This is a genomic window from Mesobacillus maritimus (genome assembly GCF_023715205.1).
GTDB classification, from domain to species: domain Bacteria; phylum Bacillota; class Bacilli; order Bacillales; family Cytobacillaceae; genus Mesobacillus_B; species Mesobacillus_B maritimus_C.
This window is the reverse complement of the sequence record NZ_JAMBNR010000025.1, coordinates 21295-38585: the sequence shown is the minus strand read 5'-3', so window position 1 is coordinate 38585 and position 17291 is coordinate 21295. Positions and strand designations below refer to the sequence as shown.

General features: G+C 39.0%; 11 protein-coding genes, 1 rRNA gene and 2 riboswitches. Of the genes, 2 read left to right on the top strand and 10 right to left on the bottom strand.

What is annotated here, in order from left to right; all coding sequences use genetic code 11:
* From M3182_RS23840 to M3182_RS23805, 8 genes are all read right to left on the bottom strand, one after another.
* Positions 1-80 (bottom strand): 16S ribosomal RNA (locus M3182_RS23840); the annotation flags it as partial.
* Between the two features lie 693 nt (positions 81-773).
* Positions 774-2867 (bottom strand): glucose-specific PTS transporter subunit IIBC, encoded by a 2094-nt coding sequence (gene ptsG / locus M3182_RS23835; RefSeq protein WP_251560358.1) that lies wholly within the window; start codon positions 2865-2867, stop codon positions 774-776.
* A 202-nt stretch (positions 2868-3069) separates the two neighbouring features.
* Complete coding sequence (glcT, locus tag M3182_RS23830; protein ID WP_251560356.1) at positions 3070-3915, bottom strand: glucose PTS transporter transcription antiterminator GlcT; 846 nt, start codon at positions 3913-3915, stop codon at positions 3070-3072.
* Between the two features lie 189 nt (positions 3916-4104).
* The gene (locus tag M3182_RS23825) at positions 4105-5433 is read right to left on the bottom strand and encodes an NCS2 family permease (protein ID WP_251436966.1); all 1329 of its coding nucleotides are present in this window, start codon (positions 5431-5433) and stop codon (positions 4105-4107) included.
* Positions 5434-5561: 128 nt separating this feature from the next.
* Positions 5562-5663, bottom strand: a riboswitch (purine riboswitch).
* A gap of 129 nt (positions 5664-5792) precedes the next feature.
* Positions 5793-7346 carry a glutamine-hydrolyzing GMP synthase gene (gene guaA / locus M3182_RS23820; protein ID WP_251436968.1) on the bottom strand — a complete coding sequence of 518 codons (1554 nt, stop codon included), beginning with the start codon at positions 7344-7346 and terminating at the stop codon, positions 5793-5795.
* 160 nt (positions 7347-7506) lie between these two features.
* A riboswitch (purine riboswitch) is annotated at positions 7507-7608 on the bottom strand.
* Between the two features lie 32 nt (positions 7609-7640).
* A complete protein-coding gene (locus M3182_RS23815) occupies positions 7641-9845 on the bottom strand; it encodes a transglutaminase TgpA family protein (RefSeq protein WP_251560354.1) in 2205 nt (734 codons plus the stop codon).
* Positions 9842-11056 (bottom strand): DUF58 domain-containing protein, encoded by a 1215-nt coding sequence (locus M3182_RS23810; protein WP_251560353.1) that lies wholly within the window; start codon positions 11054-11056, stop codon positions 9842-9844. Before M3182_RS23810 ends, M3182_RS23815 begins: the two co-directional genes overlap by 4 nt.
* Positions 11053-12009: an AAA family ATPase gene (locus M3182_RS23805; RefSeq protein WP_251560351.1), complete on the bottom strand. Its 957-nt coding sequence runs from the start codon at positions 12007-12009 to the stop codon at positions 11053-11055. The genes M3182_RS23810 and M3182_RS23805 overlap by 4 nt, the downstream gene beginning before the upstream one ends.
* 444 nt (positions 12010-12453) lie before the next feature.
* On the opposite strand from M3182_RS23805, the gene M3182_RS23800 reads away from it, so the two are divergent.
* Positions 12454-13569 (top strand): 5-methyltetrahydropteroyltriglutamate--homocysteine S-methyltransferase, encoded by a 1116-nt coding sequence (locus M3182_RS23800; protein ID WP_251436976.1) that lies wholly within the window; start codon positions 12454-12456, stop codon positions 13567-13569.
* A gap of 40 nt (positions 13570-13609) precedes the next feature.
* The gene (locus M3182_RS23795; RefSeq protein WP_251436978.1) at positions 13610-14974 is read left to right on the top strand and encodes an MFS transporter; all 1365 of its coding nucleotides are present in this window, start codon (positions 13610-13612) and stop codon (positions 14972-14974) included.
* Between the two features lie 192 nt (positions 14975-15166).
* Here M3182_RS23795 and eutH read toward each other — a convergent pair whose 3' ends face one another.
* The gene (gene eutH, locus M3182_RS23790; RefSeq protein ID WP_432806732.1) at positions 15167-16270 is read right to left on the bottom strand and encodes an ethanolamine utilization protein EutH; all 1104 of its coding nucleotides are present in this window, start codon (positions 16268-16270) and stop codon (positions 15167-15169) included.
* A 295-nt stretch (positions 16271-16565) separates the two neighbouring features.
* Positions 16566-17084: an STM3941 family protein gene (locus M3182_RS23785; protein ID WP_251436982.1), complete on the bottom strand. Its 519-nt coding sequence runs from the start codon at positions 17082-17084 to the stop codon at positions 16566-16568.
* Between the last annotated feature and the right edge of the window lie 207 nt (positions 17085-17291).

Genomic DNA, 17291 nt, shown 5'->3' with positions numbered 1-17291 from the left:
CTCCCATTGGTTCGCTCGACTTGCATGTATTAGGCACGCCGCCAGCGTTCGTCCTGAGCCAGGATCAAACTCTCCAATAAAGAGTATGAGTTAAGCTCATAAAATAAAACGTTGGCTCATGTTCTTCTATATTAATAGAAGAAACATGATTGTTATTGTTTGTTGACGCTTGTTTGTTTAGTTTTCAAAGAACAATTCGTCGTCACCGAAGCGACTTTATTAATATATCACGAACAATTTTCAATGTCAACAACATTTTTAATTAATTTATGTTGTTAAAGCAACTTGTTCAGGCAACAAAGCGTTACCCTCGCAACCTTTTGTCGCGACTGGTTAATATGTTACCACGTCCTTCCGCCTTCGTCAAACAGTTTTTATAAATTCTTTCATTTGCACATCTTATATTTCATCTAACTGAAACAAATCCAACAATCTAAAGATTTACCATTGGTTAATATGCGCACTTCTTTCTAATTTAATAGTGTTCCTTACCCTAATTGAATAACCTAAACACCCTATTTTTATTTTTACATATCACAAGGTTAGAAAAGGACATTTAATATAGATTGTTGTTAAAATCCTTAAGCCGATTTTAACGATATGGTAGCATTTCGTATGTTTAAAATTAGTTTGCAAGCTCTTTTCACATAAAATCTAGCCACTTTTCCGAAAAACCTAGCTATACAGACGTATTTTTGGTCAAAAGCAGCAAAGTTTGAGAAATGAGCCCTAAATAAAAAACAGCCCCCGGTATGGTCGGAGGCTGTTTGGATTTAACCTTTCGTGATTTCAATAATCTCTTCTTCAGCTAAATCGATATTTCCTGTTTTCTTGAGAGTGATGCTTTCACCTTCGGATAAATTCGTAAACACTACCGGAGTAATATGTGAAGTTGCATTCTCTTTAATATACTCAAGATCAACCTTTAATAATGGTTGTCCCTTTTCTATTTTATCGTTTTCATTCACTAATGTCTCAAAACCTTCACCTTTTAGGTTGACCGTGTCTATTCCAACATGGATTAGAATCTCGCGGCCCGAGTCGGACATAATTCCTAAAGCGTGTTTTGTAGGGAACAAGTTTACAATCTTACCGTTCACAGGTGAAACGACAACTCCCTCTGAAGGGATAATCGCAAATCCATCACCCATCATTTTTCCTGAGAATACAGCGTCTGGTACTTCCGTAATTGGCTTAATCTCACCTTTTAATGGTGCAACGAAGCTTGTATCAACATTAGCTTTACCAGTTTGGTCACCACTGTCATGCTCTTTTGTTTGTAAAGCTTCTGGATTTACTTCTTCAATTTGTTGTTCTACCTCTGACGCTTGGTTTGTCTCAACTGGACGAGGTCTCTTTCCTTTAATAATATCTTGCATTTGCCCCTTAATCGTCTCTGAACGAGGTCCAAAGATAGCTTGGATGTTATTCCCAACTTCTAAAACACCTGCTGCTCCTAGCTTCTTCAATTCCTCTTTATCAACTTGTTTAATGTCGTTTACAGATACACGGAGTCTTGTAATACACGCATCTAGGTGCGCAATGTTTTGCTGACCCCCCATAGCTTCAAGAACATTGTATGGAAGATCATTCGTTTGACCTTTAGGTCCTCCCTCTTCTTCTTGGGCCTCTTCACGACCTGGTGTCATTAGATTAAATTTGCGAATTGCAAAGCGGAAACCAAAATAATAGATAAGCGCAAATGCCAATCCTACCGGAATCACTAACCAAGCATTTGTCTGTGGATTAATTAAACCAAAGAGTATATAGTCAATCAAACCACCCGAGAAAGTCATTCCGATTTTTACATCTAATAAGTGCATAGTCACAAATGAAAGACCAGCAAAAACAGCATGTACCGCAAATAAAAGTGGGGCAACAAATAAGAATGAGAATTCTAGTGGTTCTGTAATCCCCGTTAAGAATGATGTTAAAGCAGCTGATAACATCAATCCACCAACAACAACCTTCCTCTCAGGACGTGCTTCATGATAAATGGCCAATGCAGCAGCCGGTAGACCGAACATCATGAATGGGAATTTACCCGTCATAAATGTACCTGCTGTCAGTTCCTGAATATTATCCGAAATTTGAGCCATGAAGATCCGCTGGTCACCTCGAACGACTTCTCCCGCCAATGTTGTATATTGACCGAACTCGTACCAGAAAGGTGAATAAAAGATATGATGCAATCCAAATGGAATTAACGAACGTTCAATCACACCAAAAATAAACGCTGAGATTGTTAAATTCGCGTGAACCATGTTTTGCGAGAAAGCATTTAATCCTTCCTGAATTGGTGGCCAAACAAATACCATCGCGATACCCAAAATAATAGCTGAAGCCGCTGTGATAATTGGTACAAAACGCTTACCCGCAAAGAAACCTAAATAAGAAGGTAGCTCAATTTCAAAGAACTTATTATACATAGCTGCTGCTACAATCCCGACAATAATTCCCCCGAATACTCCTGTTTGAAGCGTTGGAATTCCTAGGATATTCGCATAGTTTAATCCATTTACATCCTCAGCTGTAAGACCTAGGACAGCTCCCATTGTTACATTCATAATTAAGTAACCAATGATGGCAGCTAACGCAGCGACTCCTTCTCCACCAGCCAAACCTACAGCTACACCAACAGCAAATAACAATGGCAGGTTACCAAAAACAATATCTCCCGCTTTTTGCATAACGGCTGCAACCAAATCAACACCACTGTTATCTAAAAATGGTGCAATTTCTAGTAATGCTGGGTTTCGAAGCGCTGCACCGAGAGCAAGTAAAATACCTGCCGCAGGCAAAAGCGCAACCGGAAGCATCAAGGCTTTCCCTACTTTTTGCAACACGCCAAAAATCTTTTTAAACATGCAAAGTTCCTCCTACTATTTTTTAACCCATAAAGTTTCTACAAAGTTAAGAGCAATAAAAAAAGGCATGAGCGAGAAAACAATTAAAGGAAGTTAAAGGTAATGTACCCCCCAAAAGGGGAGTCTATCCCCAGTAACTTCAATCAATTATCTTCTTCACTCATGCCTGATCGAATCAGTAACACGTAAAAAAGGATAAATGCTATTTTATTTTTTTCTGAAGCCTTTGTAAATGCATCGTTAAATATACGGCTTCAGCATCGAAAACAGGTTTTCTTAACGTTTGTTGCATCACTTTAATAAGTTTCCACGAGAGATTATAGCATATTGGATATTCTTGTTTCAAGAGGTTAGCAATTTTTTCAGGTTCTTCTACCTTCTCACCCACTTTTACACGTTCAATGGTAAACCTTAAATGCCTTACAAGCCTCATATAGTCAACACTTTCTTTATTAAGCGTGATGGAAAACTGTTCTTCAATCATATCAATCAAACGTTTGATTAATTGCGAATGCTGATTCACTTCTGATAATGCTTTATTGGTTAAGGCACTGTGAATATGCAACGCAATGAAACCCGCTTCTCCTTCTGGTAAATCAACGACGTATTTCTCCCTAAATAGGTTTAGCACAGCTTTTGCCAGCCCATACTCTTTCGGATAAAGTGTTTTCGTTTCTATTAAAAAGGGATTGCGAATTTCCAACCCTTGAGTTAAACGCGTAATGGTAAACAATAGGTGGTCCGTAAGCGCGACGTGAATGTGCTCGTTCAGCTCTTGCTCACCTGACTCTTGTTTAATCAACTCAATTGCAGATATAATCACCGTTTGTAAGTCATTCTCTAAGTATGGAAGTAATTTTATATAATTTTTCTGTTCTTTTTGATCGGTCAGAACGAATAGTTTTTCTGCCGCCTCCGAATCTAAAGTCTCATCAGGCTTCCGATTAAAACCAATTCCTTTCCCAATTAAAACAACCTCCCGATATTCTGGGTGGCTAGCAATTAATACATTATTATTTAATACTTTTTTAATGAGCAAACTTGCCATTTCAGACCCCTACTTTTACTAGTACGTAATATTTTCATGTTATATAAGCCAGAAAACGTTGTCAAACGGAAGACTCCACTTTTTAATAGAAAGCTGTTTTCATAAGGCTCTTTTACAGCAACAGAGTCTGTAGAGGATCTTACTTAGATAAAAAAAGAATCCAACACAAAGGATGGATTCTATTAGACATTATGCTAAGAAAATAAAATATAACAAGAAAATCGCAAATAATAAGTACATGATCGGATGAATTTCCTTACCGCGACCTTTAACAATCATTGTGATTGGATAAAAGATAAATCCAGCAGCAATCCCCGTTGCGATACTTCCTGTTAGCGGCATGATAATCACCGTTAAAAATGCAGGAACAGCAATTTCGAATTGGGACCAATCGATTTTCCCTAATGACGATACCATCAAAACTCCGACAATAATTAATGCTGGTGCTGTTACCGGTGAAGTAATGACCGACAGCACCGGAAAGAAGAACATCGATAATAAAAAGAAACCTGCTGTGACTACTGCTGCAAATCCTGTACGGGCACCTGCTGCAACACCTGAAGACGATTCAATATAAGATGTAACAGTAGAGGTACCAAGTACAGCACCAACAATTGTCGCCGTTGAATCAGCAGCTAAAGCTTTTCCAGCTCGCGGCAGTTTATTATCTTTCATAATACCAGCTTGATTCGCAACGCCTACCAAAGTACCAGCTGTATCAAAGAAGTCAACAAACATAAAAGTTAAAATCGTTGCAAGCATTGTGGTGGTATAGAAACTTGGATCGCCAAATGCTGAAAATACCGCACCAAAGGTTGGCTCTAAACTTGGAACCGGACCAACAATTTTTTCCGGGGCCTCAATCAAATTGAATAGCATTCCGACAATTACTGTAATAACAATACCGAAAAAGACAGCCCCATTTACTCCACGAGTCATCATAATGACGGTAACAATTAATCCAAAGATCGCTAACAAGGTATTTGGATTCGAAAGATCCCCTAATGCGATATAGGTCGCTGGGTCACTAACAATGATTTGTGCATTTTTCATTCCAATAAACGTAATAAACAAACCAATACCAGCACTAACAGCATACTTCAGCTCACCCGGTATCGCATTAATGATTTTTTCACGCAACCCCGAGAACGTTAATAGCAAGAAAAAGATCCCTGAAACAAAAACAGCTGCTAGACCATGTTGCCACGGCGCTCCGCTTCCAAGAACAATTGTGTACGCAAAGAAGGCGTTTAATCCCATCCCCGGAGCGAGCGCAATCGGGTACTTCGCCCATAATCCCATGATAAGGGAACCTAGTGCTGCTGATAATGCTGTTGCTACAAAAACAGCACCGTAATCCATTCTAAGCGCATCTGGTAAATCGGAAACATCCGCAAGTGTTAAGGTTAACGGATTGACCACCAATATATATGCCATTGCTAGGAATGTCGTCATTCCGCCAATAAATTCGCGACGAAAGTTCGTACCTAGCTCATCAAATTGAAAATACTTTTTCATGTTCGCTATTCCTCCTATATTCTACTTAGTCGCTTAAACGGTTGATCCAAAAGAAAAACGCTCCGAAAAACCGAAGCGTTGACTGTAGCAATATAGGAAAAGTACGGGTAAGACAGCTTAATATACCCTAGACTTTTCACCATCAGCGTAGTCAAGCTCTTTACGGTAGCTCGGTAGAAACTCTTGGGCCATATCCCCAACATTATACGACAAGGTGTGAAATTCAATTTTATAGGTTTATTTTAGCAGTGTATAAAGAACCAGTCAACACGAAAACGAACATTATCATATTTTACCTTTTAAATAGTTCGTATTTTACCAAATAAAAAGAAGCAGAGTGAACCCCTGCTTCTTTTCGCTTATTCCCACTCAATTGTTGCTGGTGGCTTAGATGTGATGTCATAGACAACGCGGTTAATGTGTGCTACTTCGTTTACGATGCGTACAGAGATTTTTTCTAATACATCCCATGGAATTCTAGCCCAATCGGAAGTCATCCCATCAATGGACGTAACCGCTCGGATTCCAATAGTATAGTCGTAAGTTCGCGCATCGCCCATTACCCCAACACTACGGATATCAGGAAGTACCGTGAAATATTGCCAAATATCACGTTCAAGACCTGCGTTACGAATCTCTTCTCGTAAAATTGCGTCTGATTCACGAACAATTTCAAGTTTTTCTTCTGAGATTGCACCTAAAACACGGATTCCAAGGCCTGGGCCTGGGAATGGCTGGCGCCAAACGATTTCATCTGGGATACCAAGTTCCGTACCAAGAGCACGTACTTCATCTTTGAACAACGTATTCAATGGTTCGATTAACTTAAACTGCATATCTTCTGGAAGCCCACCTACATTGTGATGTGATTTGATGGTTTGTGCGGTTGCCGTTCCACTTTCAATAATATCCGTATACAATGTCCCTTGGGCGAGATACTCAATTCCTTCAAGCTTTGTAGCCTCATCATCGAACACATAAATAAATTCATTTCCAATAATTTTACGCTTTTTCTCTGGATCGGAAACGCCCTCTAATTTTGAAAGGAAGCGATCTTTCGCATCTACTTTAATGACGTTCATATTGAAGCCTTCTGAGAAAGTTTTCATAACTCCCTCTGCTTCTCCTTTACGAAGCAGACCGTGGTCAACAAAAATACATGTTAGTTGATCGCCAATCGCTTTGTGAATCAAAACAGCTACGACAGAAGAATCTACTCCACCACTTAATGCACAAAGGACTTTTTTATCGCCGACTTCTTGACGGATTTTCTCCATTTCAACTTCAATAAAGTTTTCCATTGACCAGTCGCCTGTGCATTCACAAACGTTAAAAACAAAGTTTTTCAATAGGTCATTTCCATATACGGAGTGACGAACCTCAGGATGGAATTGCACTGCATATAATTTACGACTCTCATCGCTCATTGCAGAGATTGGGCAAGATGGGTTCACACCGTCCACTCTAAATCCCGGTGGTGCTTCGGTTACCAAATCACCATGGCTCATCCAAACGGTTTGTTTTGTTGGTGTGTCCGCAAACAACGAACTAACATGATTTAAAGAAAGCTCAGCTTTTCCATATTCACGGTTTTTCGCTGGCTCAACCTTCCCACCAAAATGCATAGTCATCAGTTGCATACCGTAACAAATTCCTAGGATTGGAAGTCCAAGTTCAAAAATCTCCTCATCACAACGGAAGGAACCTTCATCATAGACGCTATTTGGACCACCTGAGAAAATAATTCCTTTTGGATTCATCTTCTTAATTTCCTCAGCCGTAATCGTATGAGGATGAAGTTCACTATATACCCCAAACTCCCTAATTCTTCTTGTAATCAATTGATTGTATTGACTGCCAAAATCCAATACGACAATCTTATCTTGTTCCAGCAATTCCTTTTTGTTTGACAAGTCCGTCACCCCATCATTTAGTATCATTCACAGCTCATGCTTTACTTCTAGTATGGCACTCTAAGGAAAGCACAAGCACAAAAAGTAAAATTTTTATCGAGATAATAAAAAAACTAGAATTCTCTCCTTCTTAAAAAGGCAGAATTCTAGTTTTCCACTAAAAAATACGTTCTGCCTTCATAGTCAAATCATTTACGGTGATTTGGTAGAAACTTTCGATCCATATTATCGAGTATATACGAAGGAGTTACTATTAAATTACTAAAACATTGTACCAGTATACTAAATTTCCGGTCAAGCTACTATTTTCCGCATCATTGTTTCCCAAACTACTTTTGTTTCTTCCCACGTCCCTTCAGACATGGTTCCTCGATAGATGAGCTGTTCATAGCGGTCTGTTAAAACTCTCATTTCTTTTCCGATAAAGTGCCGATCAACTTCTTTTGCATACTGTCTTAATGTCTGCCCGGACTGGCGCTTAAGTCCATATCGATCTAACTGTGCTAATAACGCTAGGTAGGCTAAAGCAAATTGGTCATCCTTGCGGCTATATTTGAAACGTAAGATATAATAGAAAGGCAGCCATTTCCCTCTGTATTGGTTAATAAGGAAACTTCCAAGAATAACGATAACGATTAAACCTAACATCGTTTTCCAATGAACGATAACTACTTTTTTTATCTGTTGAAACCACTCCTTCCTTTTTCCCGAAGAGTTGGCTTCGACTTCTTCTGGTTCGATCATCTGACCGCTTTCCTCTACCTGAGCTGTTACTTCTCGTGCTTCTTCTGTTTCAACCATAGTCTCAGGTGTATCCTCACGCTCAAAAATGATATTGTCCGAGAACCCACGTGTCGGTTCAAATGGTACCCAGCCGATTTCCGGGAAGAAAACCTCTACCCATGAATGGGCATGATTATTGGTCACTTCATAAACTCGTTTACCAGAATCCAAAGTTTCAACAAAATCCCCAGAGGTATAACCCTTCACCCAACGAGCGGGAATATCCAAGGTTCTTAACAAAACAGCCATCGAGGTAGAAAAATTATCACAGTAGCCTCTTTTTGTCTCAAAAAGAAATTGCGCTACATAGTCTTCATTCTCTTCCGGTAACTCAACATTCACTTGATCATAAACAAATCCATTTTGATGAAAGTACTGTTCAACTGCCTGTACTTTATCAAATGTCGTTTCCTGCTCAGCTGTTATTTCCTCAGCTAACGCATACACAGTTTCAGGTACCCCTTCAGGTAACTGTGTAAAGAAACCTTTTAAAGATTCATAACCATAGTCCTCTTCTGTTGGAGAACTATTTTGCAGTTGCTCTACCTGAAAAGTTGGCATTTCAAACTGAACAGTATAAATATCTGGCGTTTCTGATTCGAACTCAAGCATAGAAGATATTTTTTGAGTGCTGATGTCCATTCGGTACCAGTAATTTTGTTCTGTATCTATTTTTTTCAACCCATGCGGATATTGAATATGGGAATACTTAAAAACATTATAAACCGTACTTGACAATTCTTCTGTTGGAACTTGTTCGTTAAAAGTAAATGGTGGAACGTCGTCACCGTTAAAATCAATGAACTCGTCATTTTCCTCGGAAACAACCCAACCTTTCCCAGTATAAAAGTCCTTTGTTTCCACTTTCCAATAATGCCGTTCATCCACTTCTGCCCGAAATACAACGGTATCATCTCCTAAAAAAGGGCCACCTAAACGTGAATCATCTTCCCCATACCCTGCACGCTTCACACTCGTACTCTCTGTCCCACTTTCGGGATTAAGTGATTTTATGAAAGGAACAGGGTCAGGCCATATTGGATCAGCCTTTGGGACCAGAATTCCGATACTAGTAGACACAACAAGCATCATCGCTAGCGGAATTACCCATCTTTTTAACGGCAAGGAACGAATTGGAATTCTTTCCTGATAAGTTAACCGTTTGAATGTTAATATTCCCATCATGAAAAAACCAATAATAACCGTTCGAATAATCGCCAAATTCGCCTTATATGGTGTAAACGTATCCAGTACTGTAATAAACACAAGCGTCATAAAAACGAAAAATAGTATTTGCCGCTTTTTCGTAATCCAATATTTTATTAAGTAAATCATGGTCCACAATAGTAGGAAAAACAAGACTGTCCGAAATGAATTGAAAATCCCAGGAAAGTCACCGTTCCATACCAGTACTAGACTTTTTCCAGCGTCTAATAGAAACGATTTAACCCAACTTAACTGAAATAGCCATTCTTCGTAATAAATTCTATGAATCGCCCAAAGAATAAAGCCAACTTTTAAACTTAAAGAGAAAAAAGGATTTACCTGAAGAAAAGAGAGCAAAAGAGCCATTATGATAAAACCGATAAAAATCCCTACATGACCTGTTTTGGTCAATTGCTGAATCGGTCCTAACCATTCCCATAGTAGAAAAAAACTGAGCAAATAAAGCACGAAGGTCGGAAAATCTTTTTTATGAAGTTGTTTATCCCTCATCCTTTATTCCCCTCCACAAACGTCTTCGCGAATTGCTTCTCATGAACGATTGTGACTATTACTCGTCTTGATCGTGCAGATGCGATTAAATTCCGCTCCAGTTCTGATAGACTCGCTTTCTCCTTTTTTATAAAAAATAGTGTCACCTGCCCATTTCGATTCGCATAAAAGGCAGCTTTTTTCACGAGATTTTCTGTTAACTCCGCCGTAACCAACATGAAATCATTATATTGACGCCCTTGAAAATTTTCTTGCTCAAGCATCTGGGAGAATGGAATCGTGCTTTGCGATTTAATTTTCGCCAAATGAGCAAACAATAGTTGTTGGTGATTATGTCCCCCATGAACAGGGATTAAAGTCCGTTCTCCACTATATGTAAGCAGACCAACCTGTGCACCTTTCTGGATAATGGACCGAATCATTGAAGCCGTATACATCACAACTGTCTCAAAAGAAGCCGTTGGCACACAGTCCATAATGATTAAAATATCATGCGACCTCCGCTGTTCAAACTCCTTGGTCATAAACTCATTGCGCTTGGCTGTAGCCTTCCAGTTGATCCAAGAAAAGCGATCTCCTGGTTGATACTCTCGTACCCCAACTGACATCGATGTATCTTTTTGAATGCGTTCATTTGCCACTGCGCTCCCTTGATCAAACCGACTTTCTTGTGGATGATAAGCTATCTCTTTATATGCAGGATACACAAGAATTTTACCTTCTAGTGGTAGACTGACTTCTTTCTCAAACAACCCAAATAAATCTCCTGTTTTCACTCGAATTCCTATGAAAGAATGTTCTCCTCTTGGAAGCTGGTCAATCGAATATTGTATAGTAAACTTTCGGTTCACCCCAGGAAAAACCATTTTCTTTGCCTTTGATTTATCTGTCAGCAACTGCGAATCCGCAAATTGTTCTTCAACAATTAAGTACAAGAGCGGGAACCGTCGCGTACGTTTGAAAGAAAGTGTAATATTCACTTTCTCACCGGCGTTCAGTTCCAACTGACTTATTATTCTTTCAGCCTTAAATTCTCTTAGTGGATAAATTGCTATCGCTAGGGCGTACACAGCAAAAGGAAGAAAACTATAAAATAAATACCAACTAACAAATCCACCTTGAAACATTGCATAAGAAAACGTGATGGCTAGTAAAAGAAACAAAAGCAGCAGTTTCCAAAACTGCTTTGTTGTCTGGATATACTGCTTCATTTCTCTACAAACCTTTGTACAGGTACCGGAACCTTCGCTAACACTTGTTCTACAATTCCTTCGCTCGTGACTCCTTCAAAACGAGCCTCTGATTTTAAAATCATTCGGTGAGAAAAAACGAACTGAACTAAATATTGAACATCATCTGGAAGGACGTAATCGCGGCCACGGATATAGGCTAGCGCTTGGGAGGCTCTCATTAACGCAATGGATCCACGAGGACTAACCCCAAGGTATACATGATGATGAGTTCGTGTTTCATTGGCAAGTTCAACAATATATCTTCTGATGGAGTAATCAATATGAACCTCTTTAACATCATCTTGAAGTTTACGTAGGTCTTCGAGATCGACAACTGGCTCTAATTTATCAATTGGAGGGGCTTTCTGGGCCCGTGTAAGCACTTCAATTTCTTCTTGTAATTTCGGGTATCCCATTTTCATTTTTAGTAAAAAGCGGTCAAGCTGCGCTTCCGGAAGCGCATAGGTGCCCTCATATTCGATTGGATTCTGAGTAGCCATTACAAAGAAAGGTCTTTCTAAGTGATAGGTCACTCCATCAACTGTTACGGAGCTCTCTTCCATCCCCTCTAGTAATGCTGACTGTGTTTTTGGTGAAGTTCGGTTAATTTCATCCGCTAGAATGATATTCCCCATGATAGGACCAGGGCGGAACTCAAACTCATTCGATTTCGGGTTAAAAATGGAAACACCTGTGACATCTGAAGGAAGCAAGTCAGGTGTAAACTGGATTCGCTTAAACTGTGCACTTACAGACTTAGCCAAAGCCCGTACCATCATTGTTTTGCCAACACCCGGTACATCCTCCAGCAGCACATGACCACCAGAAAGAAGCGACACCAGACTTAACTCTGCAATATCCCGTTTCCCTGTCATTACCTTATCAATATTATCTAGTATTCTTTCTATTACAGGGCTCATTTGAGCATACATCTGCTTCTTCCCCCTTTTATCATGGCCGCTCTTTTCTCAAATTCTGTTACTTTTGAACAAAAAAACAGCTGAGTGAGCTAGTTTTTATACCAAAAGGTTTCATTAATGAGAAAAAAGCTTGCAAACTAAATTAAATACTCAAAATGACTACTACTTTAAAATCTTCTTTAAGCTTTTAACATCACTCTTAACGAAATCAACCTAACTTAGATGACAATTAATTCCTTAAACTAGTTCCTTTTTATTATACAATATCTTCAATGTTTTCTGAAAAATTATCAATCAACCAGTTCCTTACTTGTAGTATTGCAAGAAATTGCCCGCGGGAGTGGCATTGTAGCGGTTATAGTTTTTGACTATAACAGGCCATTACTTTTATCAGTTACACTATAACTCGTTAATCATGATAGGATACAAACATCGAATTGAAAAGAGGGATTATTTATGACGACACTTGATACAGACAAAAAGGTTTCAAAAATTTTCAGAGCAGACCAAGTTGGAAGTTTACTTCGGTCAGATGCCATTAAAAAGGCACGTTTACAAAAAGCAGAAGGACAGATTACATTCGAGCAACTTCGGAAGGTAGAAGACGAGGAAATTGCTAGAATCGTGCTGAAACAAAAAGAAGTCGGCCTAGAAGCTGTTACAGATGGAGAATTTCGCAGAGCCTGGTGGCATTTTGATTTTCTAGAAAACTTAGTTGGGGTTGATGGCTATTGGGCAGGAAACGGCATTCAATTCCAGCAAAAACAAACAAAATCTCGCGGAATTAAAGTAACAGGCAAATTAGACTTCGGAAATCATCCAATGCTAGAAGATTTCAAATATCTTCATCAAGCGGCCGGAGATCATGTAGCTAAATTCACGATTCCAAGTCCAAGCATGCTACATTTCCGCGGTGAAGTTGATTCTTCCATCTATCAGGACGAAGAAGAATTCTTTGATGATTTAGCAAAGGCATATAAAAAAGGGATACAAGCATTCTACGATGCTGGTTGCCGTTACCTACAACTGGATGATACAGCTTGGGCTTACTTATGCTCAGCAGAGCAAAAAGAACAGCTTCGTGCAAAAGGACTTGATCCTGATTATTTAGTTAAAATGTATCTCCAAACATTAAACAAAGCAGTCGCAGATCGACCAGATGATTTAGCGATTACCATGCATATTTGCCGTGGAAACTTCCGCTCAACATGGATTTCTTCAGGGGGATACGAACCGGTTGCGGAACAATTATTCGGCCATTTGAATATCGATGGGTTCTTCCTAGAATATGATAATGACCGTTCTGGTGGATTTGATCCACTTCGGTTTGTAAATCGTCCTGATTTAAACATCGTATTAGGCCTTGTCACTTCAAAACATGGTGAATTAGAAAATAAAGATGTCATTAAAAAGCGCATTGAAGAAGCATCTCAGTATGTTGATTTAAATCAGTTATGCTTGAGTCCACAATGTGGGTTTGCTTCTACTGAAGAAGGCAATTTACTGACAGAAGAACAACAATGGGCAAAACTACGCCATGTCGTAGAGATTGCCGGGGAAGTTTGGAAATAAACAATTTCCTAGTTTAAAAGAGTAAGAACTGGAGGTATCTATGCGTATTGTTCAGGCTTCACAGGTAATTGCAGAGAGCAAATTCAATAAATTTCATTTACTCGTTTTTCTTTGGTGTTTTTATGCCATAGCTTTTGATGGTTTTGATATTGCCATGTATGGAATCGGATTGCCATTAATGATCGATGATTTCGGGTTAACCGTTGTTGAGGCAGGAGCGATTGGTAGTTATACCCTCATTGGCATGATGATCGGCTCCTTTTTGCTTGGTTCCCTTTCCGATCTCATCGGACGAAAAAAAATGATTGCGATTTGCATGCTTTTATTTAGTGTATTCTCACTTTTGGCTGGTTTGGCGCCGAACCCACTCCTCTTTACAATTATGAGGTTCATTGCGGCTCTTGGAATGGGTGGATTAATGCCCGCCGTTATTGCACACATGACAGAATACTCACCGAAAAAGAATAGAGCACTGATTGTTGCCACTATGTATTGCGGTTACTCGATTGGTGCAATACTAGCTTCGCTTACGGGCATGTACTTAATGGAAACTTTGGGATGGAGATTTTTATATTGGCTAGGAATTATCCCGCTATTTACTCTACCGTTTTTCCTTAAGTATTTTCCTGAATCTTTATCTTTTTATATTGTTCGTAACCAAGGAGATCAAATCGCAAAGGTTTTAAATAGAATCGATCCCAAGGGACAGTATCAAGCAACAGATGATTTTGAGTATAAGAGCGTGAAGGAACGTGCGAAAGGATTTCCTGCCAAAAAGCTCTTTTTAGACAATCGTGCTGTCAGTACATTAGCATTTTGGATGACCGTCTTCAGTTGTTTGCTGATGATTTACGGACTAAATACTTGGCTGCCAAAAATCATGCAAGAATCGGGATTTGGTATCACTTCTAGCTTATCCTTCAGTCTTGTATTAGCAGTCGGCCAAATTGGAGGTTCTTTAATAGGAGGCTATTTGGTCGATCGACTAGGGCACCGGAACGTGTTATTGCTTATGTTTTTAATCGGAGCGGTTTGCTTTGTCTCTTTAAGCTTAACATCCAATTTAGTTTTGTTGTATGTATTAATCGCCATTGGCGGCGCCTGCACAGGTGGTACACAAAATCTAGTAAACCCTTATATTTCAGAGTTTTACCCACAAGAAATACGAACAACTGGGCTAAGTATCACAGTTGGAATTGGACGGATTGGGGCTATTTCCGCTCCTCTCATCATTGGTCTCTTGCTGGCAGCTAATCTAGCTCCGAAACATACGTTCATGGCATTCGCGATTCCGAGTATTATTGGAGGATTGTCCCTAATGTTCGTACAAGAGAAATACGGAAGTTTTGAAAAAAGGCACAAAACTTATACGAGTTACCCAAAGACAAACACGGAGAGCATATAAGTCTTATATCGAGGAATGTTCACCTTTATTGAATCACCTGTTGTCTGGAACGCATAACAAAACCACTTTCTATTTTTATAGAAAGTGGTTTTGTTTTTTTTTAAACCCATAATCTGCTTAAAAAGTTGATAAAGACCTTCTCAGAATGATATTCAATGTTATGAAAACAGGCCACTCAATTATTTAGAGAAACTAATAATCATGATTTTCAATCATGTTATTCGTTTTGGGAACAACCAAACTAGCAAGAAGAATGGCCGTTAAACCTCCTACAAGTTTACCAACGATCATAGCAAAAACCATTTCTCTATTTACACCCGCCACAAAGCCTAAATGACCTCCTAATACAAATGCACCACTTACCGCAAATGCGACATTGATGACTTTTCCTCTTGCGTCCATATTCTCTAACATAGCAAGCATGGGAATGTTATGGGCAAGGGAAGCAATCAGACCGGCACTGGCAACCTCATTTATTCCAAGAACATTCCCTAATTTCCCCAAATGTTTTTTAAACAACTTAGTAATGAAAGCCACCATTGGAAAGGCTCCTGCTAACATAATTGCAATCATCCCAACAATTTGGATCCCCTCTGTTATTGGGGTCATGTTGGGGATGACCACAAAACCTGTTAATGTTTCCACTGAGATGGCAGTTAACCCTAAAATAGCGACGATTTCTATGATTCTTCCAAAAATCTGAAACGCCGTTATCATCTTTTCTGGTATTTTCCAAAGTCCTATTGCTACCATTATGGAAAAAAAGGTTGTAGGAATAAGATTGGGAATGATGACTTGCAAACTTAGATTGGCAACTAAACCACCTACTAGACATCCTATGGGGATCGTAATAATTCCCAACAAAATCCCTTTTGCAAAATAAAGGTGGTCCTCTTTGTCAATCATTCCTAAGGCAATCGGGATTGTAAACACAATCGTAGGCCCCATCATTGTACCGAGAAACACCCACGAAAATAGTTCCGCTTCAGGTGTTGCTGCCATTTCTTTCGCAAGCGCATATCCACCCATGTCCAGTGCCAATAGCATATTTGCAAATGACGATGGGTCTGCGCCTATTAAACGATAGATTGGGGTTATAACTGGAATTAGAACACTAGCTAGCACAGGAGCCAGTGATACAATTCCCACCATGGATAGTGTTAGCGACCCCATAGCCATAAAACCTTCACTGAATTTTTGGCCTAGCCCTAGTCGATTCCCAAGACATTTGTCAATGGCCCCAATACATAGAAATACAACCATTATATAGACAATGACTTCATTGATCACATTCATATTCTCCTTTACATCCATTTCTCTGTTTCTATTAGATATAACAGAAAACGAAGGGCATGCCCATCGTTATTGTTAAATATTTTAATTTAATGGCATGGTTTTATCTAAAAATATAATATAAACAGAAATAAAAAGAGGCTTCTAAAAAGTTTGGTTAACTTAATAGAAACCTCTTTTAATTCCTTATACTATTGTAGTATGAACCTCAATGGCGGCCGCCTCTTTCTGTTGAAAAAAGGACAGAATGGCAGGTTTAGCTTAAAGAAGTGAAAGAATCAAGCATGTTCCAAACAACTCAGGATTCTTCCTTTGTCGCTTTCTCCCAACGTTCTCCAATGGCATTCACAAGTTCTTCAACAGAACAATCTAGATTTTTAACTGGTATGTTGACTTGTGATGGCAAAAGTTTTTTATTTAATGTGTTCAATAATTTCTTCATTCCGCTTGACCGATTGATGACCAATTCAGGGTCATTTGTAAAAATCCCAAGGTACACCTGGCCTGATAAATTCAAAAAATCAATTGCATCAATCTCTTCCCATTTGACGAGGTCTGCTCCAATATAACTAGATCGGTCGATAATTCCTTCATTTGTGACAATCACAGCTGGCTTCCTGTTGATAAGTTCCTTTACATAATATAGAAAACAAAATCCAAATACTACAATTGTAAGAAGTCCTACAACTGTAAGCCACATTGATTCATAAACCGAGATTGATAGAAGGAATATTCCTACCACAACAAAAAGGAGACTAAAAACAGCTAGCATGACCATTCGGCCTTTTTTTGCCCTTACGATAAAATCATCATTCATTTTATTCCCTCCCGATTTCTAAAAAAGTCCTCGTTATAATCAACAAACTTTTTCAAAAAGATAAACCCTCTAAAAGATCCTTAAAGGATTTTTCCACTTGATTGTTCAGGCAAGACTACGAACTCCATTATATTTATGCGGACATTTTATCAAATAGTTATCCAAAAGGGAGGCATATTCTTTCCTAGATGAGACTCCAACAAATAT

Excerpts from the sequence above, each read along its gene's own strand:
- M3182_RS23805 (WP_251560351.1), bottom strand. The coding sequence starts at position 12,009 with ATGTATGCTCAAATGAGCCCTGTAATAGAAAGAATACTAGATAATATT.
- eutH (WP_432806732.1), bottom strand. The coding sequence starts at position 16,270 with ATGAATGTGATCAATGAAGTCATTGTCTATATAATGGTTGTATTTCTA.
- glcT (WP_251560356.1), bottom strand. The coding sequence starts at position 3,915 with ATGGCAAGTTTGCTCATTAAAAAAGTATTAAATAATAATGTATTAATT.
- M3182_RS23795 (WP_251436978.1), top strand. The coding sequence starts at position 13,610 with ATGCGTATTGTTCAGGCTTCACAGGTAATTGCAGAGAGCAAATTCAAT.
- M3182_RS23800 (WP_251436976.1), top strand. The coding sequence starts at position 12,454 with ATGACGACACTTGATACAGACAAAAAGGTTTCAAAAATTTTCAGAGCA.
- ptsG (WP_251560358.1), bottom strand. The coding sequence starts at position 2,867 with ATGTTTAAAAAGATTTTTGGCGTGTTGCAAAAAGTAGGGAAAGCCTTG.
- M3182_RS23815 (WP_251560354.1), bottom strand. The coding sequence starts at position 9,845 with ATGAGGGATAAACAACTTCATAAAAAAGATTTTCCGACCTTCGTGCTT.
- M3182_RS23825 (WP_251436966.1), bottom strand. The coding sequence starts at position 5,433 with ATGAAAAAGTATTTTCAATTTGATGAGCTAGGTACGAACTTTCGTCGC.
- M3182_RS23810 (WP_251560353.1), bottom strand. The coding sequence starts at position 11,056 with ATGAAGCAGTATATCCAGACAACAAAGCAGTTTTGGAAACTGCTGCTT.
- M3182_RS23785 (WP_251436982.1), bottom strand. The coding sequence starts at position 17,084 with ATGAATGATGATTTTATCGTAAGGGCAAAAAAAGGCCGAATGGTCATG.